We start from the raw sequence: 23,028 nt of genomic DNA on the forward strand, positions 1-23,028 counted from the left end.
GCTTTGCAGTAAGGTTTCTACTAATTTGTCACCAGATGTTTTTTGCGTCATGTTTTGTATTTTACCATGCTGTGGCTAGATTGTGAACCTTCTTTTTTGCTGTTACCCCGATTTATTGAGCGGATACTTTATTTCTTTATTTCTTTATTTCTTTATTTCTTTCTTCTTCCTTCTTCCTTCTTCCTTCTTCCTTCTTCCTTCTTCCTTCTTCCTTCTTTATGTCAACGCTAATCCTAACGCGCATTTTTATAGCCACCGCCGCCCTATTCGGAGGTTTATCCGTTGGAGGCGGTGCTTTTGCTTCCCACGCTTTAAAAAATCAATTGAGCGATCGAGCTTTAGGCATTTTTGAGACCGCAGCCCGCTATCAAATGTATCACGCCCTAGCTCTATTACTCGTCGCTTTACTATTAAGCCGCGCCCCAGAGTCTCAAACCTTTTTTGCAGTGGCTGGATGGGCTTTTATTGCCGGCACGATCGTCTTTTCAGGCAGTTTGTACGCCCTGAGTTTGACAGACATCAAATGGCTGGGTGCAATTACGCCCCTGGGCGGAGTTGCTTTGATTGTCGGTTGGGGATGTTTGGCACTTGCAGCTTTTAGCTTCAAATAGGTAATTGGTAAAATTATATTCAATTAAATTGAATATAAACACAATTTACGCTGGCATTGGTCAATGTTAGGGTGCGCCATAAGCACCTTACCAGACACTTGCAATGCCCTATGCCCTATGCCCTATGCCCAATTCCCTAATTTTCAAAGACATCGCTGGAAAACATCTCTGTCACAGTCCGCAAATAAGGTAAAAATACTATTAAATCTTCAGCAGGAAGCCGATCGGATATTTCCCTAAACAAAATCAGCAGCATATCCTGCACTAATTCCCAACTTACATGAAGTTTCGGGTACAGCATCACGCAAATTGGAAACAATTCTTGCTGTACCGCGCGAATGCTACCTTCCAAAACGCACCAGCACAAGTAGCTTTGAAAAATCTCGACATCCCGGATGCCAGAATTTTTGATCTCCCGATCGCTCAAATAACCGCTGTTGCTGCGGTATCCTGGATGCTGGGCACTAGCTCTATCGTAGACTGCACTAGCAATCTGAGTCGTCTGCTGCAACAAATGTTGCACAGCTAGAAGAGCTTTTGAATTGGGGGGCTGATTCGCCGCAGCCTCGTTAATCTCTCCGTAGGGAATGTGCAGGTAGTCATCTACAACTTTTAAGTATGGTGCAAATTGCGATCGATCTGACTGCGAAAGACATCCTAACAAGATTTTGCTAGTGTATTGAAACTCCAGCGTTACAAATCCCAGCACTAACGGATCTGTCTCTGAGTATTTTCGCCTCACTTGAACAATATCTTTTCCCACCAGCACTGACAAGCGAAAAACAGGTTCTCTATCGCCGTAAGCGTCTATTGCTTTCCGATATAAGGCGCGAGTGTCGGCGACAATTTCTTCACGATTAATTAAGCTCGGATCGATCGCCTGCTGCTCTATTTGTCCCTCTAAAACCGCTTCGACTCTACTCCAAGCTATCTCGCTGGCTACTTTCAGAGTATCTGTCAATTTGTCAACTATTTTGGCTCGATTTCCCTCAAAATTTCTTGACTCTGGGCTTTCGGAAAATTGCTGCTGCGCTTGCTTTTTTCGTGCCGCCACTATACTGTAATATTTTTTTGCCCAGCTAACTGCTAAGGAAGAAACGCTGACGCCTTTAGCCTCTGGGAGTTTGTGAGTGTCCAAGCCCATAATACTGTGTGACGCAAAACTGTCGCCCTGTTGAATTTCGTCTGCCACAGGTAAAGACTTTGAAGAGAGTTGTGAAATACTAGCCATGAGAAACCTCGTTTTTTTTGTGAAGTAGCACCCGATCGATTCCTCTAACTTTTAACGTTATTAACTACAATCTTCTGCATTTGTACGCTGACAGTTATCCGCTATTGTGCTTAAAGTTATAGGCAATTTGGCTTTACAGCCTGCATCTTTTATAAGATACACGTTAATAACGCTATTTACTGTGCGCTAGAACACCCTAACCCTGCGATCACGATCCTGAGATTTTTTTCTTGACTTGTAAAAACGGCTGAAAATAAATTTAATTTGTTTTAAAACCTCAGAATTAAAGTCAAGTCTGCTTTAAAAAAACTGCTACTTGAGATATTTTATTTTTGTTTTGGAGTGCTTTTGTCGTTAGCGAAGCCCGCCCCTACGGGGGCTACGCCAACGAAGAGGATCGCCCTACGTTCTCAAATAATCTAGGCTATATCACGATCGAGCGGTGACTTTGATTGATTTATTTTCTTATGTGAATCAAAAAAATATTTTCGTTTTTGCGGTAATTACGGAACCTTAACACATTCAACGAGGGGCTTTTATGAATAAATAATTAAATTTGAGAGGAGAATCAGATTTAAGTGCGTTTCGTTAATGCCATTGCTAGCGGTTTTTTCTATCAGCTTTTTAGCTTCCCGGTGAAGCGAAGCTATCCCTCTTCGTGAATCGCCCGCTATCGATCGAACGTCCATTCGATCGCCCAAGCACCATTCAAAACCGGAATCTCGATGACTCACCCGATCGTTCCCACACTCTACAAACCCTGGCTGGTTCCAGTCCTCGGCCGGAAGAGGTACCTTCCCCCCACAACGATAGAAGTGGGTTTCAATGCCTCACGGGCGATCGATCCTTACAAACAGGACAGCCAGTGCGTCTTTAAGGCTATACCTTCGGGTAGGATTAGTAGGACGAGAGGAAGTGGATAAAATGAGCGCCAGCAATTCAACAGAAATCAAGTTCGGAACCGATGGGTGGCGGGGACTGATTGCCCATGACTTTACTTTTGCCAACGTGCGAAAAGTCACCAGGGCGATCGCCAGCTACCTCGAAACCGCTTACACCAAAGACCGTCCAGTGCTAGTATCCTACGATACCCGCTTTCTGGCAGACGAGTTCGCCCGCACCTCTGCCGAAGTCTTGGCAGATTTGGGATGGACTGTGATGGTAGTCGATCGAGATTGTCCGACACCAGTCATCGCCTACAGCGCCAAGCATCTAAACTCCGCAGGCGCTTTGATGTTCACCGCATCGCACAATCCCGCACCTTACTGCGGCATCAAATACATCCCCGACTATGCGGGCCCGGCTACCCCGGAAATTACTGATACGATTGTGGCAAATATTGCTGGTGCTTCAGATGCCCCAGCCAAAGGTAGCCACAACGATAAAATCTCCACTTTTGACCCGAAACCCGAATATTTGAAGTTTCTCTATACTTTGATCGATGTGGAACGGATTCGCTCTGCTAAGTTGAAGGTGAAGTACGACGCTCTTTATTCGACTTCTCGTGGCTATCTCGACGGGGTTTTGGAACACTGCGGCTGCGATGTAGAAAGTTTTCACACCTACCGCGATGTGCTGTTTGGGGGCGGAATGCCTGAACCCAAGGGCGAACAGTTAGTAGAGTTGGTGGAAGCTGTTAAGAAGGATTCGGCTGATTTGGGCTTGGCTACCGATGGCGATGCCGATCGCTTTGGTATTGTGGACGAGTTGGGAAATGTCTTGACTCCAAACACCGTGCTGTTGCTGTTGGCTCGCCACTTGGTTAAGAATAAAGGCTTGACTGGGGCGATCGTCCGTACCGTCGCAACTACCCATTTGCTCGACAATATGGCCGCTAAATACGGTTTAACAATCTACGAAACCGCAGTCGGCTTCAAATACATCGGCGAAAAAATGCGGGAAACAGCGGTGCTCATCGGTGGCGAAGAGTCTGGCGGTTTGAGCGTTTTGGGTCACATCCCCGAAAAAGACGGGATTTTGGCTGATATGCTAGTTGCTGAGGCGATCGCCTACGAAGGCAAACCCCTTTCTCAGCTAGTAGAAGAAGCCATCAAAGAAGCCGACGGCCCCCTGTACAACAAACGCTTGGACTTGCACCTAGAGGAAGCCCACAAAGCAGCAGTTTTGGATTCTTTCACCAAGAATCCCCCGACAGAAATAGCGGGTATTGGTGTTAAGGAAATTGGCCGCAAAGACGGGATTAAACTTTATCTTGAAGACGGCGGTTGGGTATTGCTGCGGCCTTCGGGAACTGAACCTTTGATGCGCGTTTACATGGAAACCAACTCTGTGGAAAAAGAAACCAAAGTTGCCGAGTACATGGAAAAGGTAATTGCCAAATTAGAACCTGCTTAACTTTCCACTGATTTAGGACTTGCGAACGGGTTACTAGAAACCGGGTTTTTTCACGAAAATACTTGCTGAAAATCATCAACTATCTCTGAAATAACCCGGTTTATTGGTTTCGATTAGGGCGCGCACTGAGCACCTTATCTATTTTTTAGAGTTTGTTGAATGGGGAGATTTGAGGGGTTGAGGTCGATCGCACTTTTGGTAAATTGACGGGATGGGCGATTCCTGCGGGATAGCTGTGCTCGCGCGTACATTAAAACATTTTGCCGCCAATATTTTTCGTATACATAAGCGTCTCGCAGTTATTGCAAAGCCGTTTCTGACTTCTTCGCCATGTCGGATGGCTGCTTTGCGGGTTTTGCCATGAGTACAAGGCATGATAACGCGATCGGCAAATTCTGGAATCGTCACTAGAAAAAGTTGATCTTAGTCAGAACATTGGACGATCGTATTGTATCGATTCATGAATCTTCCTCGTTTAACTCGTCGAGTTGCGCTAACAATATTGCCAACTGCGGTGAGATCGTGGGTGAGGAATCAACCTCCTCTATAAACGTCCTTCCGATGTTTGCATTGCAACAGCAGAATCGTGAGTTCTTGATCTTCTATTTCATAACGAACGCGATAATCACCGATGCGAATACGGTATTCATTTTCATAACCTTTTAGTTTAACAACTCCATCTGGCCGCGGGTTTTCGGCAAGTTCTTGGACTTTGATAGCGATACGGTCGTAAACATCATCTGGCAAGGCATCTAGCTGTTTTTGCACAACTTTGGGTATGATGATTCTATAAGTCATGTTGACTTTCTTGCCCGTTGAGTCGTGTATTCGTCAAACGTGATGTAATCACCGGCTTTGTAATCAGCACGGGCAGCCTCAATTTCAGTAATATCTTCTGGAGAATCTTCCTCATCCGGGAATAATTCAGCTTCCAAAAGTTCCCAAAGCTGCTGTTTTTCTGCAATTTCCAGTGACGAAATTGCTTCTACCAGTGATTGAAATGAGATATCTATTTTCACGGTATTCTCAGCCATTAAAACTTTTATCTATATTTAGTTTGACATTTTTAATTGTGCCTGTGCCCATTTTCGCAGTTGCTCGTGCGATCGCACTTTAAAATTTTTCCATCAAATCTTTTTCTGCGGCATAAACATCTCGTAGCTGTTGCAGCCCGGAAGCAGAAATAACCAATTTAACCGTAGCTACCAATTTTCCCCACTCAAACAAGCCGTCAACTGAAACAGCCGCTTTGAAGTTGTGCGTATAAAATTTAGTCCAAAATCCGGGTGCTTGCTTGCTTTTCCAGCGCTTGTACCACCGGCCAAAATCTTGAAGGGAAGGGGGATTGACTTCTAAAATTGGGGGAAAATCGGCGTAGCTGACAAACCGGCTGATGCCTTTGGCGTGGACATACACCATGTAGCGACAGCATTCTATCCGGTAAATGTCCTGTGTTGAGATGTTGAAAAGCAGTGCTACTGTGTCTTCTGTGACAAATCTTGCCAGCGGATGCAGGATGGGAGATTTGTGAATTATCTTGGATTCTGCGATCGCCCGTGATTTTGCCGGAGTTTCTGATATCATTGTAAGTACCTATTCTGATTGTAGATAAGTCTGGTAGGTCTTTAAGACAGCTAGTAACTGTCTATGTAAGTTTTAAAGACGATCGCCCTTTAGTTTTCGAGGCCGGGGGGCGATCAGCTTTTACATATAAAATTATACGACGCAATTGCATCAACTGTCAAGCATGGGTTTAGTCAGGCTAAAAATTCGGGAACTAGCGGCGGAGAAGGGCTGGACGCTTAAGGAAGTATCTGATCGCTCTGGGGTAATTTATAGCACTGTCAGAAGCTATGCTCGTCGTCCTGAAATGGCAATGGTAGACTTTACTTGCCTGCGGAGGTTAGCTCGGACTTTTGATGTGATGATTGAGGATTTGGTTGAGGTTTTGGAAGAGTAGGTCGATCGACCTTGAGTTTTCGATACTGGGGCGATCGCTTTTTTGTATTTTTTGCACTATAGCATGATTAACTGTAGTTAGTCAAACATTATTGTAGTTAATCGGATTGAGGATGGTAACATCAAGGAAAGTTATAAATTGTTGATTATTCTTCGTGGCAAAAACTAATACGGCGATCGCGGTCAGTTCCGTGATTAAGGAAGTCATTCAAAAACAAGCCCAAGCGACCAGACTAACTCAGAAGGAAGTCGTGTACTTGGGAATGCTGGCAATTGATGCACTCGATAAGGAAAGCCGCCAAGAATTGGCTGACAAGGTGCATCAGATGCAGGTCAATGGCGAGATTTGAGGGGAGAAGGGCGATCGACCTTTCCACATTTTTACTATGACTTTTTCGTCGTGTCTTGTCAAGACGCGCTTAAGCATTTTGCATCGCAGCTAAAAGCTCAGCTTAAAGATGCTAAGATTGAGTCGAAGTTGTTAATCTCCGGTTAGTTTTGTGACTAGAGCCAGTACCGCCATTGGAGTCAGCCCGATTATCAAGGATCTTGTGCAGAAAAAGGCGCTAGCAACCAGACTAACGCTGAAGGAAATCATCTATGTAGGGATGCTGGCGATCGATGATTTAGATGAAAAGCGCTTGCAAGAATTGGCTGACAAAGTGCATCAGATGCAGGTGAATGGGGAGATTTGAATCTGAAAAAAACCAGGTCAACAGTTTCATCTTTACCGCTAAAAGCGACTAAACTCTACCCAAGGTCGATCAGCTTTGGATGTCACATCAACCATCTCCACTTGAGAATATTGCTTGCGTATCACCTCAATTTTCTTTCTTTTGCTTTCAACGTAGAGTTGCATAGTCAATTGGAGGAGCGAGTAAATCCACGATAGCAAAAAGGGCGATATCGACTTCTTGCTTCTTTATTCGGCAATCCGTTCTGGTGCAGCGCGGTTTTTGGGATGCTGGGGCTACCTCGGTGCTTTACGCCAACCATTGGCCCTCGCTTCTGACTCTGTGCAAAACCATCTCTCTCCGCTAGCTAGATTGATCGCTGTTGATTCGTAATCTTCCATGCCTGGAAGGTGATAAACCTTATTGCCTGTATCGATCGAGATGTTGCCTTTGATAGTACATCCTGGTTTTGCGATCGATGTAATTGGAGAGGGAGAACGACTAGGACTGAACTCCATTGTAAAAAGCACAATGACAGCCAGAATCCCAATACCAACAACTGTTTTGAGTACACCGCGTTTCTTTGGTTTCTGCTTCGTTGGCTCATGTCGAAGTGCAACACCTTGAATTGAGGCTCTAGTGGCACGTACCTTCCAGTCTGTTTTAGCAACTCGCTCGTACAAAATCGTATCTCCGACTTTGGGGCGGCGACTGACTCCCTTCAGCGCACTGATATGCAAGAAAACTTCTTTACTGCCATCATCCGGTTTAATGAAGCCAAACCCCCGATCGTCTTTCCAGGTTGTCAGTTGCCCTTTATTCAGAACAGGTTTCATAAAATCGCACTTTTATTCCTGCTTAACAGACTGAGCCAATCGCTTCGCATTCTCTCGCCGATGAACATTAATCGGACTGTTGCGAATATCAGCCTCTACCATAGCAATTAGTTCATCTAAACTGAGAATTAGATCGTCAAGCCGTTGATAGACACTTAGAAAATTTCTCATAGTCTTTTGGATTACTTCACGAGCGGGGAGTTTGGCTGTTTCACTCATGGCAGGTGAAAAGCTCTTTTGGCTTCCCGGATAGTGGCTTCGCATCTGCGTCAGATTCTGCTTCTGCTTGCTCGATCGCTTGAGCTAATAAATTCAGCATAGCAGAAGAAGCTGTGGGCTGTGATTGAGAAATCCGCAGCAGCAGCGTATCAAAGCGAGAGTCGTGGGGAGGCAAGTTTTGATTTTTTGTCGATCGGCATCAAAGATTTTGGCGAACCTGCCCCTACTATACTAACTATCTTGGCAGTTGCTAGATCAAAAAAAAATCCCCCGCCAGAAGGCAGGGGATTTCATTTAATTACCTAGAAACCAGAGTTCAGAGTTACCCGAATTTCCCGGCCGTCGAGGCAATTACAAAGGCCGCGTAAGTGAAGACGTTGCCCACAGTAAAGTGAACTAAGCCAACCAAACGACCTTGGACGATCGACAAAGCAACAGGCTTGTCTTTCCAGCGAACCAAGTTAGCCAAAGGAGTGCGCTCGTGAGCCCAAACCAAGGTTTCGATCAGCTCTTGCCAGTAACCTCTCCAAGAGATCAGGAACATGAAACCAGTTGCCCAAACCAGGTGTCCGAATAAGAATATCCAGGCCCAGATAGACAGGTTGTTAGTACCATACGGGTTGTAACCGTTGATCAACTGAGAAGAATACAGCCAGAGGTAATCGCGGAACCAGCCCATCAGGTAGGTTGAAGACTCATTGAACTGAGCCACATTTCCTTCCCAGATGCCTAGGTGCTTCCAGTGCCAGTAGAACGTTACCCAAGCTAGGGTGTTCAGCATCCAGAAAACAGACAGGTACATCGCATCCCAAGCAGAGACATCGCAGGTACCGCCACGGCCGGGGCCGTCGCAAGGGAAAGCATAACCGAAGTCTTTTTTGTCCGGCATCAGCTTAGAACCGCGTGCATCCAGAGCGCCCTTGACCAAAATCAAGGTGGTGGTGTGCAAGCCAAGTGCGATCGCGTGGTGAACCAAGAAATCGCCAGGTCCGATCGCCAAAAACAGAGAGTTAGTAGAGCTATTAATGCCTTCCAACCAGCCTGGGAGCCATACGTTGCCGTAGTTGGGCCAAGCGGTAGCAGCAATGCTGTCAGGGTTGGAAAGTAGCACGTCCATGCCGTACAGAGCCTTCCCGTGAGCAGCTTGGATGAACTGTGCGAACACTGGTTCAATCAAGATTTGCTTTTCAGGAGTTCCGAAAGCGACTACAACGTCGTTGTGAACGTACAAGCCGAGGGTGTGGAAGCCCAAGAACAGCGATACCCAGCTCAAGTGAGAGATAATCGCTTCTTTGTGCTGCAACACGCGATCGAGCACGTTGCCTTTATTAGCTTCAGGATCGTAGTCCCGCACCAAGAAGATAGCTCCGTGGGCGAAAGCGCCGACCATGATGAAACCAGCAATGTATTGGTGGTGCGTGTACAACGCAGCCATCGTCGTGTGATCCTGCGCCATGAAAGCGTAAGGAGGCATCGAGTACATATGCTGAGCAACCAGGGAGGTAATCACGCCTAAAGCAGCGAGGTGCCAACCTAATTGGAAGTGCAGAGAGTTGTTGTAGGTCTCATAAATGCCTTGGTGAGGCATATTGAAGGGGCCTTCAACTTTCTTACCAAAGAAATCTTTGGAATCGCACATTTCTTTGATGCTGTGACCGATACCGAAGTTAGTCCGGTACATATGACCGGCAACGATAAACAGAACTGCGATCGCCAAGTGGTGATGAGCAATGTCTGTCAACCACAGAGATTCTGTCTGAGGATGGAAGCCACCCAAGAAAGTCAGAATTGCGGTTCCAGCGCCTTCGGCAGTACCGAAGACATGGCTCGCTGCATCTGGGTTCTCGGCGTAAACGCCCCAGTTACCAGTGAAGAACGGAGCCAAACCGGCCGGGTGAGGCGGGGTAGACAAGAAATTTTCCCAACCTACGTGCTGTCCGCGAGATTCGGGGATAGCGACGTGAACCATGTGACCAGTCCAAGCCAAAGAGCTGACACCGAACAAACCAGCCAAGTGGTGGTTGAGGCGAGATTCAGCATTCTTGAACCAAGACAAGCTAGGACGGTACTTGGGCTGGAGGTGCAACCAACCTGCGAACAGCATGACAGAAGCCAACAGTAGCAAGAAGATAGCTCCTTGATACAAGTCGCCGTTTGTCCGAACCCCTTGGGTGTACCACCAGTGGTATACGCCGGAGTAAGAGATGTCCACTGGGTTAGAAGCGCCCGCTTGAGTGAAAGCTTCTACTGCTGGAGCACCGAATTGAGGGTCCCAAATCGCGTGAGCGATCGGGCGAACGTTTAGAGGGTCTTTAATCCACTGTTCAAAGTTACCTTGCCATGCTACGTGGAACAGGCTGCCCGAAGTCCACAAGAAAATGATTGCTAGGTGGCCGAAGTGGGAAGCAAAAATCTTTTGGTAAAGATTTTCTTCGGTCATGCCATCGTGGCTTTCAAAGTCGTGTGCTGTGGCAATCCCGTACCAGATCCGCCGTGTGGTCGGGTCTTGGGCAAGGTCTTGGCTAAATTTTGGAAATTTCGTTGCCATAAGCCTTGATTAATCCTGAATCCTGAACGTTGAAGAGGTTCGGTTCCGAGGTTTGGATTCTGGGTTTGAGATTGCTCCCAAATCCTGAATCCAAAACCTAAAGGTAGTTTACCCTACCGAGATGATTCGCGCTAGGAAGAATGCCCACGTAGTGACAATCCCTCCCAGGAGGTAGTGAGCTACACCCACTGCCCGACCCTGAGTAATGCTCAGAGCGCGAGGCTGAATCGAAGGAGCTACTTTCAGCTTGTTGTGAGCCCAAACAATGGACTCAATCAGTTCTTGCCAGTAGCCGCGGCCGCTGAACAGGAACATCAAGCTGAAGGCGAACACGAAGTGTCCAGCTAGGAACATCAGACCGTAGGCCGACAGTGCCGAACCGTAGGACTGAATTACCTGAGAAGCTTGCGCCCACAGGAAGTCCCGCAGCCACCCGTTAATGGTGATCGCACTTTGTGCGAAGTTGCCGCCGGTGATGTGAGAAACTGTGCCGTCTGGCGATACTGTTCCCCACACGTCCGATTGCATTTTCCAGCTAAAGTGGAAAATCACCATCGAGATGCAGTTGTACATCCAGAACAAGCCGAGGAACACGTGATCCCAACCAGAAACTTGGCAGGTACCGCCACGGCCTGGGCCGTCGCAAGGGAACCGGAAGCCCAAGCTGCCTTTGTCAGGAACCAAGCGAGAACTGCGTGCAAACAACACGCCTTTCAAAAGAATCAAGACTGTAACGTGAATTGTGAAAGCGTGGATGTGGTGGATTAAGAAATCCGCCGTACCCAATTCGATCGGCATCATCGCTACTTTGCCACCGACTGCTACTACACCGCCGCCAAAAGCGTGGCTGACGATTTCCATAGCATTAGGCGCTGTGTTACCAGGAGCCAAGGCGTGGATATTTTGCACCCATTGGGCAAATATCGGACGCAATTGAATACCAGTATCTGAGAACAAATCTTGAGGACGACCGAAAGCCCGCATTGTATCGTTGTGAACGTACAAACCGAAGCTGTGGAAGCCTAAGAATATGCAAACCCAGTTGAGGTGAGAGATGATTGCATCTCTGTGGCGGAGTACGCGGTCAAGCAAGTTATTAACGTGCTGACTCGGATTGTAGTCCCGCACCATGAAGATTGCTGCGTGAGCCGCTGCTCCAACAATCAGGAATCCGCCAATCCACATGTGGTGGGTGAACAGGGATAGCTGAGTGGGGTAGTCGGTTGCGATGTACGGATACGGAGGCATCGCGTACATATGGTGAGCCACGATGATGCTGATAGAGCCCATCCAGGCCAAGTTCCACGACAGTTGGGCGTGCCAAGACTGTGTGAAAATTTCGTACATTCCCTTGTGGCCTTCGCCAGTGAAGGGGCCTTTGTGAGCTTCCAGAACTTCTTTGAAGCTGTGGCCAATGCCCCAGTTCGTGCGATAGAAGTGTCCGGCGACGATGAACAGCACTGCCAAAGCTAAGTGATGGTGCGCTGTATCAGTCAGCCACAGACCGCCCGTGGTGGGGTTCAGACCGCCTTTGAAGGTCAGGAAGTCTGTGTATGCGCCCCAGTTGAGGGTGAAGAAGGGCGTTAGACCTTTAGCGAAGCTTGGGTAGATGTCTGCCATCAAGCTCGGTGTCAAAATCCACTCATGTGGCAGCGGGATGTCGGCAACTGTTTTGATCAGCTTGCCGCCTACTGTCAGCGGTGCACCTGCATCGATCGCGTCCATGCAAGCATTGATCGGCAGAGCAACGTGAATTTGTTGTCCTGCAAAGCCTAAGCATCCGCAGCCGAGCAAACCTGCCAAGTGGTGGTTCATCATCGATTCTACGTTCTGAAACCATTCCAGTTTCGGAGCGCGGACGTGATAGTGGAACCAACCAGCAAATAGCATCAAAGCTGCCATTACCAAGGCGCCGATCGCAGTGCAATATAGCTGGTATGAGTTAGTGATGCCGTTGGAGCGCCACAGTTGAAACAGACCAGATGTGATCTGAATTCCGTGGAAACCGCCGCCTACATCTGCATTTAAAATTTCTTGGCCAAAAATCGGCCAAACCACTTGAGCGCTGGGCTTGATGGCTGTAGGATCTGTCAGCCAAGCTTCATAGTTGGAAAATTTTGCGCCGTGGAAATATGCGCCGCTTAACCAAACGAAGATTACTGCCAAGTGGCCGAAGTGAGCGCTAAAAATTTTGCGCGAAACGTCTTCTAAGTCACTTGTATGACTGTCGAAGTCGTGAGCGTTAGCGTGGAGGTTCCAAATCCAAGTGGTGGTTTTTGGCCCCTTAGCTAGAGTGCGATCGAAATGACCTGGTTTTGACCACTTTTCAAAAGAGGTTGGAACCGGATTCTTATCGACTACTACTCTAACTTTTACCTCTCGCTCTGGAGGACTAATGGTCATGAAGACTCTCCTCTCGGTAAGACAAGGAACGAGAACTGAATACTGTATCTGACACTCCCCGCGCTTAATTAGGCGGGGGGATTCTCGGTTCCCCGAAACAGCTTGTACTTGACTCTTTGCAGAGTTAGACACAGATGCATCGTTTCCCCAAGCATTTTGCTTCTCGGAAGAAGCCAGTTCCCCAGTGTCGGTAACAATGTCCCTGGGTACTGCCAACTCTCTCGCTATCTGGAGCTACCGATCGCTTCCTTGATTCAAGATTGATTCAGGATTGATGCGGCTGCTCCTTTTGAGGGAGTTTTATGAATTATAAGCCTGTTATCTGAAGTATTAATCGCTTGTTAACAATACTTAAAAAAGCCTCAATTCTTGATGTAATCGCCGCTTTAATTTCCACAGCCCCTCAAAAAAGTCAAGGGGTATTGCCATTAAATTTACAAAACTCAAAGATTAAGTGATTGAGAAATACTCATTTATAAAGAGATGTTTAAGAAAACGGCTGCGGGAGTTATTAGTCAGATCGGATAGGTTGCCTACTGCGCCAACGTCTGGGCTAGACTGCATCTCGAATGCCCGATCGACAATTCCCCAATTCTAAATTCAGTTTTGGGCTATAGTTCCCTATGAGAAGGCTTCTAGGAGTATAGTGGCGTGATTGGCATCAATTGGCAGAGAACGGTTGCAGGCAGGCTGGTGGCATTGTTCGCAGCAGCAGTATTAATTTTGGGTGTAGCAAGTTGTGGCGCGGACAATCCCGAATTGTCCAAATCAGGGAACAAGAGCGGCTCAGCTACCGCCCTCTTAAACAGAATCTCAGAGGTTTCCCCCCCATTCGCCATTCAACAACTGCGTCAGGCGCTAAAAATCTACCAGCCTCAAATAAGTATTTTGAATCCAAAACCTGACGAAGTGCTTCAGGATATAAATGTGTCTGTTAAGTTCCAAGTTAAGGACTTCCCCATTTTCAAAGAAGCAAACTTGGGTTTGGGGCCCCATCTGCAAGTTTTATTAGACAACCAACCTTACACAGCAGTTTATGACATAAACCAGTCTGTAACACTCTCCGACTTAGAACCCGGAACCCATACCCTGCGAGTGTTTGCCACTAGCCCTTGGGAAGAAAGCTTTAAAAACGAAGGTGCTTTGGCCCAAACCACTTTCCACATTTTTACCAAAACACAGGACAACAATCCCGATCGCACATTGCCCCTATTAACATACAACAGCCCCCAAGGCAACTACGGCGCAGAACCCATCCTGCTCGATTTTTACTTGACAAATGCGCCTTTGCACCAAGTGGCGCAAGCAAATTCCCAAGATGACATACTCGATTGGAAAATTCGAGCCACAGTTAACGGGGAAAGTTTTGCGATCGACCAGTTGCAACCTATATATCTTAAAGGATTCAAACCCGGCAAAAATTGGGTACAACTAGAATTAATCGACGAACGGGGAAATACCGTCAAAAACGCCTTTAATAATACAGTCAGACTGATAAATTACGAACCGCAGGGGCAAGATACTCTTGCAAAATTAGTGCGGGGTTCCCTAACAGAAGCAGATACTCGCGGTATAGTCGATCGCACCTACGAAGCCCCAAAGCCCACACCAACCCCAACCCCCGAACCGACACCAGAACCGGAACCGACACCTGTATTAGAAAAAACACCAGTTACCGAACCAACCTCAGATACAATAGTTGCTCCCGAAGTTGCTCCCGTTCAAGCAATAGAACCACAGCCGATAGCAACACCTCAACTAGAAATACCCAAAGTTGTTGAGCAAGTTAAAGTCATCGAACCCCAGCCGATAGCAACACCTCAACTAGAAATACCCAAAGTTGTTGAGCAAGTTAAAGTCATCGAACCCCAGCCGACAGAAAATCCCCAACAGCCACAACAGAAAATAGGCGACATAATCAATCGTTTCCGTAACTTTTTCAATCAAATCACAGAACCAAAAACTCCCTCAGATAGCCTACCCCAAACACAGTTATAAATCACAGACAAAACCTCACCAAACACTTCTAAATTCATCTGCGTTTATCAGCGTAAATCCGCCTAGATCTGCGGTCAAAAACAAAAACCAGGAAAATCAAAAATGACCTATCTCGAAACAGCAGCCAAATTCTATAGCGACGTTGCCGAAACTCCCCAAATCGGACTTTGTTGCGTCCAAAGCAGCCCCTTGCAACTGCCAGAATTAAAAATTCCCGCACAAATGCAAGAAATGAACTACGGCTGCGGCACAACCGTTCACGCCGCCGAACTTGTCGGCAATCCAGTCGTGCTGTATGTAGGAGTCGGCGGCGGTTTAGAAGCGCTGCAATTTGCTTACTTTTCTAGGCAAAAAGGAGCAGTTATTGCCGTCGATCCCGTTCCAGCAATGCGAGAAGCTGCTGCACGCAACCTGCGGATTGCTGCCCAAGAAAATGATTGGTTTGATGCTAGTTTTGTGGAAATTCGGGAAGGCGATGCTTTTGCGTTGCCGGTGCCGGATGCCTCTGTCGATGTTGTCGCACAAAATTGCTTGTTTAATATCTTTGAACCTGCGGATTTAGCTAAGGCATTAAAAGAGACTTATCGGGTTTTGAAACCGGGTGGCAGGTTGTTGATGAGCGATCCGATCGCAACCCGGCCAATTCCGCAGCATTTGAAGGAAGACCAACGCTTGCGGGCTTTGTGTTTGTCTGGTGCTCTGACCTACGCAGAATACGTTCAACACCTTGTAGACGTGGGCTTTGGGCAAGTAGAAGTCCGGGCGCGCCGTCCTTACCGGTTGCTGGACAAACACAATTACAAATTGGACGCGGATTTGCTGTTAGAAAGCCTCGATACAGTGTCTTTTAAAGTGGACATCCCCCTGGATGGCGCTTGCATTTTCACTGGCAAGACGGCGATTTATGCGGGTTCTGAAGAGCTGTTTGATGACGGTGCGGGTCACGTTTTGCAGCGCGGAGTTCCGGCGGCGGTGTGCGATAAAACGGCTGGGAAGTTGGGGGGATTGATGCCAGATCGGGTGTTGATTACTGATTCGACATGGCATTATAACGGCGGCGGTTGCTGTTAGATGAAAAAAGCTGGTTTCAACCGCTATTCTCCATCCAACGGAGAAAATAGGTGCAAGATTGGGTAATTGTATTGTAACTCCCGTGATGGAGACCGCAGGCAGCGCGATCGCCAAATCATTAATTTTGACAGTCACAATCAGAACTCTAGCACCGCCACTTTCCTCTATCTTATCAGTATCTATTTTGTTGAAGGATTGGGATGCGGCACGGAAACTCTGGTCGGAAACTTTAAAGGGAAAGGATTTTCACAACAGTTAGTACCTCTTGCTCGATTTTCTCTCGGAACTGCTTTGCTGGTAGGACTTTCTTTCGGCGGAGCCTGTTGGTTATTTCCTAATACTGTTTTTCGGTTGTTGACGAATCACACCGAAGTCACTGAAAACATTGATATTTTTGTTCCCTGGTTGCTACTCGTTCTCGTATTCAGTTCAATAAACTTTATGCTGGATGGCTATTTCTTAGGTTTGACCCAAGGGCATACCCTCCGCAATGTTAGCTTATTTGCTCTTGTAGTGGGATTTTTACCTGCGGATATAGCTGCCATTAAGTTTGAGAGTAACCATATTTTGTGGCTGTCTTTGCTTTTGTTTGAAGCTATCAGAATGGTGACGCTTGGGGTACAGTTGCCTAAGACATTTGCTAGTGATGTTGAGGATGGTGATGTCAGGTTATCTATAGCTAGGGACTAGGGGCTAGGGGAAGAGAGTAAGAGGGGAAAAGGGGAAGAGGGGAATATAATCAATGGTTTCAGCCATAAGCAAACGTCTTAACCACCTTGGCGGTTGCTATAACAAACGACCAAGCTCAAGATTAAATATCGTTTCTTCAATAAAAAAAGGTGACAATTGTGAAAGATGACTTAAATTTTCATATAATAACTGCACTAGAAATGCCGAACTTTTATGAAAGAAGTATAGCTTTCTTCGAGCAAGCCTGGTCTGGAGTATTCCCGCATGACTTTGATGGCGACAAAGATTCCTTTGCTTTATATCAGGTCTATCCAGAGTATCGGTATGCACTAATAGAAACAGCTACGCAGCAGATGATTGCTCTTGGAAATTGTGTTCCCGTAGTATGGGAAGGAAACTTTGAACGGTTGCCAGATGAAGGTGTTACATGGGCGATGACTCAGGCGCTTGCCGACCATTCACAAGGTAATCAACCTAATATTTTATGTGCTCTCGCCATTACCGTCATACCCGAATATCGCGGTAGGCAAATAAGCAGTTTTATGCTCCAACAGATGAAGAAAATAGCTCAAGATCGCAAGCTTGCTTCGCTGATTGTTCCTGCGCGTCCAACCCTGAAACATCTCTATCCTCTCACGCCTATGGAGCGCTATATCACTTGGCAGAATGAACACGGTCTTCCCTTCGATCCTTGGCTACGTACTCATATTAGGAACGGAGCTAACCTGGTTCGTATTTGCCCTAAAAGTGCAAGTATTATCGATACTATTAGTAATTGGGAAGCCAGAGTGAATATGCGTTTTCCAGAAACAGGTGATTATATTATTCCTGGAGGATTATTACCCCTAAAAATTGACTATACCAACAATCAAGGGTCTTACATAGAACCAAATGTTTGGATGTACTACAATTTGGCTTAACTGATTTGAAATATCTCCAATTCATCAGGGGTATCGCGACTCGCATACGCATCAAGATTTATACCTTTGCCATGCAGATTCTACAATTTCACCAATCAGTTCTGTATATTCTATTCCAGCCAGACGCGCCATAATAATCAGATCCGCTCGAATCGGGTGCAATCCCGATAAAGGATTCACTTCCAAAAACTGCAATTCACCACTCGCGTCGCAGCGCAACTCAATTCGAGAGGCATCCAGACAACCCAGACAGCGGTAAACATCCAGCGCTAATTGCCTTGCTTGTGCGGCTAGAGGTTCGGGGTCTGTCAGCAACCTATAGGATACTCGATCGATATATTCATCTTTATTCAGGGCTGTGTAGGCAGCGGTTTCTGCTTTTTCGGTAAAAATTATTTCCATCACGCCGATTACTCTAGCTTGATTACCGTTACCGACAATACCCACCGCGATTTCCCTACCGGGAAGAAAAGTTTCTATCAGAACGGGTTGATTGAATTCTTCCTGTAGCGCTTGATATACTGTAACTAAATCTTGGCGTTCTTTGACTAGGGATTTTCCTGTTATCCCTTTAGAACTTCCTTCCGCGATCGGTTTTAGGAATAAAGGCATGGGAAGGGATACTGCCGCCGCCTCTGCGGGCGTACTCACCATTGCAAACGGTGCTGTCGGTAGACCGAAATCCCGAACTACGCGCTTAGTCAGCGCCTTATCAAGGGTCAGGGCGCAAGTAAGCGGGTCGGAAAAGGTATAGGGTTGTGCGAATAATTCGCAGACTGCTGGGACTTGTGCTTCGCGAGAGCGACCTTTGAATCCTTCCGCCATGTTGAAAATCAAATCCCAGCGATCGCCCTTTGCTAACCTAAGAGTAAGTTCTCTACCATTGCCGATTCGTTCAACTTTGTGACCCAAACCGCAGAGCGTATTTTCTAGCCCGATGATGGTTTCTTCATCCTCGAAATCCATGACATCGGTGGCGCTCAAACCGCTCTGAAGATACTCTTCCTTAATGTCATAACACAAACCAATAAAAAGCCCCATACTGTCCAATTTTCTGTTTTTAAATTTTTGCCAAAATCATAACGAACAGATAAGTTAAGCTGTTCAACATTTAAAATAGATTGTAGGGTGCGTCAGTAATAAGCGTTTCCCTTATAAGCGTAAGTGTTCTAGCTGACGCACCCGCGCTTCCCTTGTTAGTCGTTTAAATGCGTAACAGCTTATTGTGCTAAAAATAATAGTCTTCCAGCCAACCTGTGCGTCGCACATCAAGCGTCACACAGTGAAACCCTCCTCCTAATGTCCTCGCGTGTCTTAGTTGCAACGGTATAACATCAACACCACGCTTCTCAAGTTCTCTGATTAGCGGAGTTTGAGCTTTATCAACAATTGCGAGATTCGGATTCACCATCAGGAGGTTCATCCCAATCCACTTCGTGGCAAGACAGGTACTTTTATAACAACCAATATCAACAATATCATCTAAATAGATGACATCCCACCCTGTGAATAACTCTGGTAGATTGTGTTGACTAACTCGTTCGGCGTTAACTACAACTAAACCAGGGTGAATAGGTACAATTGTGGTGTCTACATGAGTTCCAGAGTAAATATTATCACAAGTATGTATTCTATAATCTTCACCCAAAACAGTTTGAAGCCATAACGCCCCGCATTGATTCCCGGTGCCTGAGATCAGGTAGAAAATATCTCGCCCTAAACGCAATATATTCGCGGCATCAAATATCGGCTCATAGTCTTTGATTGCCAAAGCACTCGCATCTAGAACATTGTAAATTTCATTACTTAGCCTCGGTTTAGGAGCGGAAATCCATTTAGCTCCACTTTGCAAATAATCTATTAGGATAGTTTTGTACGATCGCGATTCAAAAAAACGGCAACGGAGTGCCATAGGAGCTTCAATAATCCAAGTCCCCACTGTCACCAAAAGGTCTCTGGGACAATAGTTTGATTGACCATCTGATTGCCAATCTGGAGTGGCAAACTTGACAGAATGATCTGCTATGTCAGGTCGCCGGACGGTCACACCAAGATTTTGAAGTGTTTGTACAAGTTCCTCCAGGTCTTCTTCAGTTTCTTCAATTACTTGATTGTCATAGGGGCCAGAGGGAATGTCCTGCATACTGCCATATTCTTCTAGGTATTCAACAGCAAACAGCCCTGGGTCGGGGCAGGCAATGCGTGCATTTGTTGCACGTCCCACAATAATTTCTTCGAGGGAATCCCACTCGTTAAACACGCTGACTTTACTCATCTGTTTATAGTACAGTGAATTTCTTTTTTAGAAAAATCTTTCAATCTGGCAACATCCGTAGTGAAGATTGAAGCAAGTCCTTTAGTAATACTCATTGCTATACTGGATCTAAATAAGTGTACGTCTTGCCTTCCCAATTACGCACAGTAGTTTTGCCGTTCTCGTAAGCAATTAGGGTGTCAGCTTGAATTGGCACTTTGCCACCACCACCAGGAGCATCAATTACATAGGTTGGCACCGCGTACCCAGTGGTATGACCGCGCAGTTTAGATATTAGATCGATACCTGTTTGGACGCTCGTCCGCAGATGTGCAGTACCCACAACAGGGTCGCATTGGTAGAGATAGTAAGGTCGCACGCGCAGTTTGAGCAAACCGTGAAACAGATTCTTGAGCGCTTCTTCGGAGTCGTTCACACCCTTGAGCAGCACCGTCTGACTGCCTAGAGGAATGCCACCATCAGCGAGCAGATCGCAAGCTTGCGCCACTTCCGGGGTAAGTTCCCGCACATGACAAAAGTGAACGGACAGCCACACGCGATGCTTGCGAAGCACTGCAACCAGTTCCGGTGTAATTCGCTGTGGCAAGAAACTCGGCACGCGGGAACCAATACGCACAAACTCTATGTGGGGAATAGCACGCAACCGCCCAAGTAAGTTGTCTAAAGGTTCATCAGACATTAGTAGCGGATCGCCACCGGAAATTAGCACGTCCCGCACCTCGGTGTGTGCCTCTAGATAGGCGACGATCGCATCCAACCGCCGCGTCACTGGGTACATCTCACCTTGGCTGACTAAACGCGATCGCGTACAGTATCGGCAGTAAGCAGCGCAAGTGTCTAGGGCAAGCAGTAACACCCGATCGGGGTAGCGGTGTACCAGTCCGGGTACTGGGCTGTCGTGGTCTTCGCTGCATGGGTCTACCATATCTGCGGGATCGATTGTCAGTTCTTCCTCCCTTGGCAACACCTGCAACCGCAGGGGGCAAAGGGGATCTTCCGGGTCAAGCAGCGACGCAAAGTGCGGTGTCACAGCTACAGCAAACTTTTCTGGGGCGATCGAAAGTCCTCGTTGTTCGGCGGAAGCGAGCTGTAGCAAACCTTGAAAGTGTTCCAGCTTGCACAACCGATGCCGCATTTGCCAGCGCCAGTCTTTCCAGCGATCGGGGTCGTAAGATTCACCGAAAATCTGGCAAATTTCCTCACGTCGGGATGATGTATCTATCAGACCTTTATCTAATAAAGCGTTTTCGATCATTTTGTCCTTAGTTATAGAGTCCTCTTAAATCTCGGCAAACTAACACACCAATGGCGATTGTGTGGCAAAGACTTCCGATACTCTGATAGATGTACCTGGTGTTGACACTTACATGAAGATGGGTGCAAAATACCGATTAGTATCCAGGTACTGTGACGTGGTTAATTACAATTGCGGAAGCTTGGTCTGAGTTTGGGGTTTGCTGTTGAGACAGACGCGGGATAAATGTCTCACGGGGCGATCGCCCTGCTGACTCTTCAATTAAATCAGGTTTAGGAGCGATCGCCTTCGCAATACTTCGGACAGTTTTTTCAAGCCTCTGTAAGCTTTACAGTGCAAGCCTTCGCATTTTTAATCTTTTTTTCAAACTTAAGGCTAAACTTAAACTTTGAAAAAATAGTCCACACTAGAGCCAGTATGGGTTTCAGATATTCGATCATGCCTAAAACTGTCCGAAGTATTGCTTCGGGCAATTAAAATATAGGGGAGTTGCGATCCCTCTCTCTGTAAATTGGATTTAACTCGAATTTGGTATCATTGTCAAGATGTGCCATGCCAAAATATAAAACTATGCGGTCGCTATTAATGGTAATGGACTTTACCAGAAAAACGAGACGAAAGCCCCTAGCTTCAGATATGGGGATGAAGTCAGGCGCGGTTTCAACCGCCTTGAAATTAATTTCCCAATCTTCCTGATTGTTTAGTATACTATGATATAGTAAATTAAGAATACAAAGGAAGAATAATGAAAGGGCGTTATCAATACAGATTCTATCCGACAATTGAACAAAGAATTAGCTTAGCTAAGTTGTTTGGCTGTGTTCGGGTAGTCTGGAATGATGCCCTAAGAATTTGCAAACAGTCAGACAAAAAACCCAGCTCTGCCGAATTGCAGAAAGTAGTTTTAACTTTAGCTAAAAAGACAGTAGAAAGAGAATGGTTGGGAGAAGTTTCGGCTATCCCTCTACAACAATCTGTCTCAGATTTAGAGACTGCGTTTAGCAATTTCTTCAAGTCCTGCACAGGGAAAAGAAAAGGAAAAAAAGTCGGCTATCCTAAGTTCAAAAAAAAGACAAACAGCCAATCAGCAAGGTTAACGCGCAACGGTTTTGTATTGAGAGGTAATGAGGTTTATCTGGCAAAAATAGGGGACGTATTTCCCGTTTGGTCTAGAAAACTGCCATCTCTACCCAGTTCTGTAACAATAATCAAGGATTGTGCAAACAGATACTTTCTAAGCTTTGTTGTAGAAGTTTTGCCCATCTATATCGAGGCTAAGAACCAAAGCATCGGTATAGATTTGGGCATTAAAACCTTCGCTGCAATGAGTGATGGTACAAACGCACAAAGTCCAAACTACAAGGTGCTAGACCGCAAAATTCGTAGGTTGCAGCGTAAATTTGCCCGCCAAGTTCAAACCTCAAAACGTCGGAATAAAACTAGGCTGAAAATTGCCAAACTGCACAACCAAATTGCTGATACCCGAAAAGACTTTTTGCACAAACTATCGACTAAGTTGGTGAGTGAAAACCAAACAATCATCTTAGAAGATTTAAACGTAGCAGGCATGGTTAAAAACCGGAAATTGTCACGGGCAATCAGTCAGCAAGGATGGGGAGAATTCAGAACGCTTTGTGAGGGCAAATCTGAGAAGTATGGCAGAGAATTTAAGGTAATTTCTCGATGGGAACCTACCTCTCAGACTTGCTCAGACTGCGGGTTTAGATGGGGCAAAATCAGCCTTTCTGTTCGCTCTATTCAATGTCTGAATTGTGGGGCTAAACACGATCGCGATCTAAACGCGGCCAAAAACATAGAAAAAGTCGGGATGGGGCATCGCCACGACTCTAAACGGGGTGCGACTCGTTTCTAGGTAAATCAATAACCTAGAGTCCTTACCTCGCCTGGGTTTCGACCCTTAAATAAAGTAAGGACAACTGTAGAGGGATGGAGGTGCAAGTCCTCCCCATTAAGGATGATGTG

The 23,028-nt window shown here is 46.4% G+C and carries 24 protein-coding genes and 1 pseudogene; 10 read left to right on the forward strand and 15 right to left on the reverse strand.

What is annotated here, in order from left to right:
* Positions 1 to 218: 218 nt before the first annotated feature.
* A complete protein-coding gene (locus tag K4039_RS24085) occupies positions 219 to 611 on the forward strand; it encodes a DUF423 domain-containing protein (RefSeq protein WP_265239044.1) in 393 nt (130 codons plus the stop codon).
* A 136-nt stretch (positions 612 to 747) separates the two neighbouring features.
* On the opposite strand, the gene K4039_RS24090 is transcribed toward K4039_RS24085, so the two are convergent.
* Together K4039_RS24090 and K4039_RS24095 are read right to left on the reverse strand one after the other, a co-directional pair.
* Positions 748 to 1,842, reverse strand: coding sequence for a hypothetical protein (locus K4039_RS24090; protein WP_265239045.1), 1,095 nt, complete (start codon positions 1,840 to 1,842; stop codon positions 748 to 750).
* Positions 1,843 to 2,378: 536 nt separating this feature from the next.
* Positions 2,379 to 2,576: a hypothetical protein gene (locus K4039_RS24095; protein ID WP_265239046.1), complete on the reverse strand. Its 198-nt coding sequence runs from the start codon at positions 2,574 to 2,576 to the stop codon at positions 2,379 to 2,381.
* Positions 2,577 to 2,766: 190 nt separating this feature from the next.
* Between K4039_RS24095 and K4039_RS24100 the strand changes: the two genes are divergently transcribed.
* A complete protein-coding gene (locus tag K4039_RS24100; RefSeq protein ID WP_265239047.1) occupies positions 2,767 to 4,197 on the forward strand; it encodes a phosphoglucomutase/phosphomannomutase family protein in 1,431 nt (476 codons plus the stop codon).
* Positions 4,198 to 4,515: 318 nt separating this feature from the next.
* On the opposite strand, the pseudogene K4039_RS24105 reads toward K4039_RS24100, so the two are convergent.
* The 4 genes and pseudogenes from K4039_RS24105 to K4039_RS24120 form a co-directional block, all read right to left on the reverse strand.
* Positions 4,516 to 4,659, reverse strand: a pseudogene (locus tag K4039_RS24105) (type II toxin-antitoxin system HicB family antitoxin); the annotation flags it as partial.
* Between the two features lie 72 nt (positions 4,660 to 4,731).
* Entirely contained in the window at positions 4,732 to 4,995 is a 264-nt protein-coding gene (locus tag K4039_RS24110) for a type II toxin-antitoxin system RelE/ParE family toxin (RefSeq protein WP_265239048.1), read from the reverse strand.
* Positions 4,992 to 5,231: a hypothetical protein gene (locus tag K4039_RS24115; protein ID WP_265239049.1), complete on the reverse strand. Its 240-nt coding sequence runs from the start codon at positions 5,229 to 5,231 to the stop codon at positions 4,992 to 4,994. Before K4039_RS24115 ends, K4039_RS24110 begins: the two co-directional genes overlap by 4 nt.
* A 79-nt stretch (positions 5,232 to 5,310) precedes the next feature.
* Positions 5,311 to 5,781 (reverse strand): hypothetical protein, encoded by a 471-nt coding sequence (locus K4039_RS24120; protein WP_265239050.1) that lies wholly within the window; start codon positions 5,779 to 5,781, stop codon positions 5,311 to 5,313.
* A 163-nt stretch (positions 5,782 to 5,944) separates the two neighbouring features.
* On the opposite strand from K4039_RS24120, the gene K4039_RS24125 reads away from it, so the two are divergent.
* From K4039_RS24125 to K4039_RS24135, 3 genes are all read left to right on the forward strand, one after another.
* Positions 5,945 to 6,157: a helix-turn-helix domain-containing protein gene (locus K4039_RS24125; protein ID WP_193974409.1), complete on the forward strand. Its 213-nt coding sequence runs from the start codon at positions 5,945 to 5,947 to the stop codon at positions 6,155 to 6,157.
* A 154-nt stretch (positions 6,158 to 6,311) separates the two neighbouring features.
* The gene (locus tag K4039_RS24130) at positions 6,312 to 6,506 is read left to right on the forward strand and encodes a hypothetical protein (protein ID WP_236506337.1); all 195 of its coding nucleotides are present in this window, start codon (positions 6,312 to 6,314) and stop codon (positions 6,504 to 6,506) included.
* A gap of 150 nt (positions 6,507 to 6,656) precedes the next feature.
* Positions 6,657 to 6,851, forward strand: coding sequence for a hypothetical protein (locus K4039_RS24135; protein WP_265239051.1), 195 nt, complete (start codon positions 6,657 to 6,659; stop codon positions 6,849 to 6,851).
* A gap of 38 nt (positions 6,852 to 6,889) precedes the next feature.
* Here K4039_RS24135 and K4039_RS30015 read toward each other — a convergent pair whose 3' ends face one another.
* The 6 genes from K4039_RS30015 to psaA form a co-directional block, all read right to left on the reverse strand.
* Complete coding sequence (locus K4039_RS30015; RefSeq protein WP_375339827.1) at positions 6,890 to 7,015, reverse strand: hypothetical protein; 126 nt, start codon at positions 7,013 to 7,015, stop codon at positions 6,890 to 6,892.
* A gap of 111 nt (positions 7,016 to 7,126) precedes the next feature.
* Complete coding sequence (locus tag K4039_RS24140) at positions 7,127 to 7,666, reverse strand: cold shock domain-containing protein (protein ID WP_265239052.1); 540 nt, start codon at positions 7,664 to 7,666, stop codon at positions 7,127 to 7,129.
* A gap of 12 nt (positions 7,667 to 7,678) precedes the next feature.
* Positions 7,679 to 7,837 carry a hypothetical protein gene (locus K4039_RS24145; protein ID WP_265239053.1) on the reverse strand — a complete coding sequence of 53 codons (159 nt, stop codon included), beginning with the start codon at positions 7,835 to 7,837 and terminating at the stop codon, positions 7,679 to 7,681.
* A gap of 40 nt (positions 7,838 to 7,877) precedes the next feature.
* Complete coding sequence (locus K4039_RS24150; RefSeq protein ID WP_265239054.1) at positions 7,878 to 8,060, reverse strand: hypothetical protein; 183 nt, start codon at positions 8,058 to 8,060, stop codon at positions 7,878 to 7,880.
* Between the two features lie 147 nt (positions 8,061 to 8,207).
* On the reverse strand, positions 8,208 to 10,433 hold the full coding sequence (gene psaB / locus K4039_RS24155; RefSeq protein WP_265239055.1) for a photosystem I core protein PsaB: 2,226 nt from the start codon (positions 10,431 to 10,433) through the stop codon (positions 8,208 to 8,210).
* A gap of 108 nt (positions 10,434 to 10,541) precedes the next feature.
* Entirely contained in the window at positions 10,542 to 12,836 is a 2,295-nt protein-coding gene (gene psaA, locus K4039_RS24160) for a photosystem I core protein PsaA (RefSeq protein WP_265239056.1), read from the reverse strand.
* Positions 12,837 to 13,487: 651 nt separating this feature from the next.
* Between psaA and K4039_RS24165 the strand changes: the two genes are divergently transcribed.
* From K4039_RS24165 to K4039_RS24180, 4 genes are all read left to right on the forward strand, one after another.
* Entirely contained in the window at positions 13,488 to 14,834 is a 1,347-nt protein-coding gene (locus tag K4039_RS24165) for a hypothetical protein (protein WP_265239057.1), read from the forward strand.
* Between the two features lie 102 nt (positions 14,835 to 14,936).
* Positions 14,937 to 15,905 (forward strand): arsenosugar biosynthesis arsenite methyltransferase ArsM, encoded by a 969-nt coding sequence (arsM, locus tag K4039_RS24170; RefSeq protein ID WP_265239058.1) that lies wholly within the window; start codon positions 14,937 to 14,939, stop codon positions 15,903 to 15,905.
* Positions 15,906 to 15,971: 66 nt separating this feature from the next.
* Positions 15,972 to 16,595: an MATE family efflux transporter gene (locus tag K4039_RS24175; RefSeq protein WP_265239059.1), complete on the forward strand. Its 624-nt coding sequence runs from the start codon at positions 15,972 to 15,974 to the stop codon at positions 16,593 to 16,595.
* A 158-nt stretch (positions 16,596 to 16,753) separates the two neighbouring features.
* On the forward strand, positions 16,754 to 17,515 hold the full coding sequence (locus K4039_RS24180; RefSeq protein ID WP_265239060.1) for a hypothetical protein: 762 nt from the start codon (positions 16,754 to 16,756) through the stop codon (positions 17,513 to 17,515).
* A 51-nt stretch (positions 17,516 to 17,566) separates the two neighbouring features.
* Here K4039_RS24180 and K4039_RS24185 read toward each other — a convergent pair whose 3' ends face one another.
* The 3 genes from K4039_RS24185 to K4039_RS24195 all read right to left on the reverse strand — a co-directional run bounded on the left by K4039_RS24185 (position 17,567) and on the right by K4039_RS24195 (position 21,045).
* Positions 17,567 to 18,556 carry a D-alanine--D-alanine ligase gene (locus K4039_RS24185; RefSeq protein ID WP_265239061.1) on the reverse strand — a complete coding sequence of 330 codons (990 nt, stop codon included), beginning with the start codon at positions 18,554 to 18,556 and terminating at the stop codon, positions 17,567 to 17,569.
* 187 nt (positions 18,557 to 18,743) lie between these two features.
* Positions 18,744 to 19,790 (reverse strand): inosamine-phosphate amidinotransferase 1, encoded by a 1,047-nt coding sequence (locus K4039_RS24190; RefSeq protein ID WP_265239062.1) that lies wholly within the window; start codon positions 19,788 to 19,790, stop codon positions 18,744 to 18,746.
* A gap of 97 nt (positions 19,791 to 19,887) precedes the next feature.
* Complete coding sequence (locus K4039_RS24195; RefSeq protein WP_265239063.1) at positions 19,888 to 21,045, reverse strand: KamA family radical SAM protein; 1,158 nt, start codon at positions 21,043 to 21,045, stop codon at positions 19,888 to 19,890.
* Between the two features lie 745 nt (positions 21,046 to 21,790).
* On the opposite strand from K4039_RS24195, the gene K4039_RS24200 reads away from it, so the two are divergent.
* A complete protein-coding gene (locus K4039_RS24200) occupies positions 21,791 to 22,918 on the forward strand; it encodes a transposase (RefSeq protein ID WP_265239064.1) in 1,128 nt (375 codons plus the stop codon).
* Positions 22,919 to 23,028 lie beyond the last annotated feature (110 nt).

Source organism: Lyngbya sp. CCAP 1446/10 (assembly GCF_026130175.1).
Lineage (GTDB): Bacteria > Cyanobacteriota > Cyanobacteriia > Cyanobacteriales > Microcoleaceae > Microcoleus.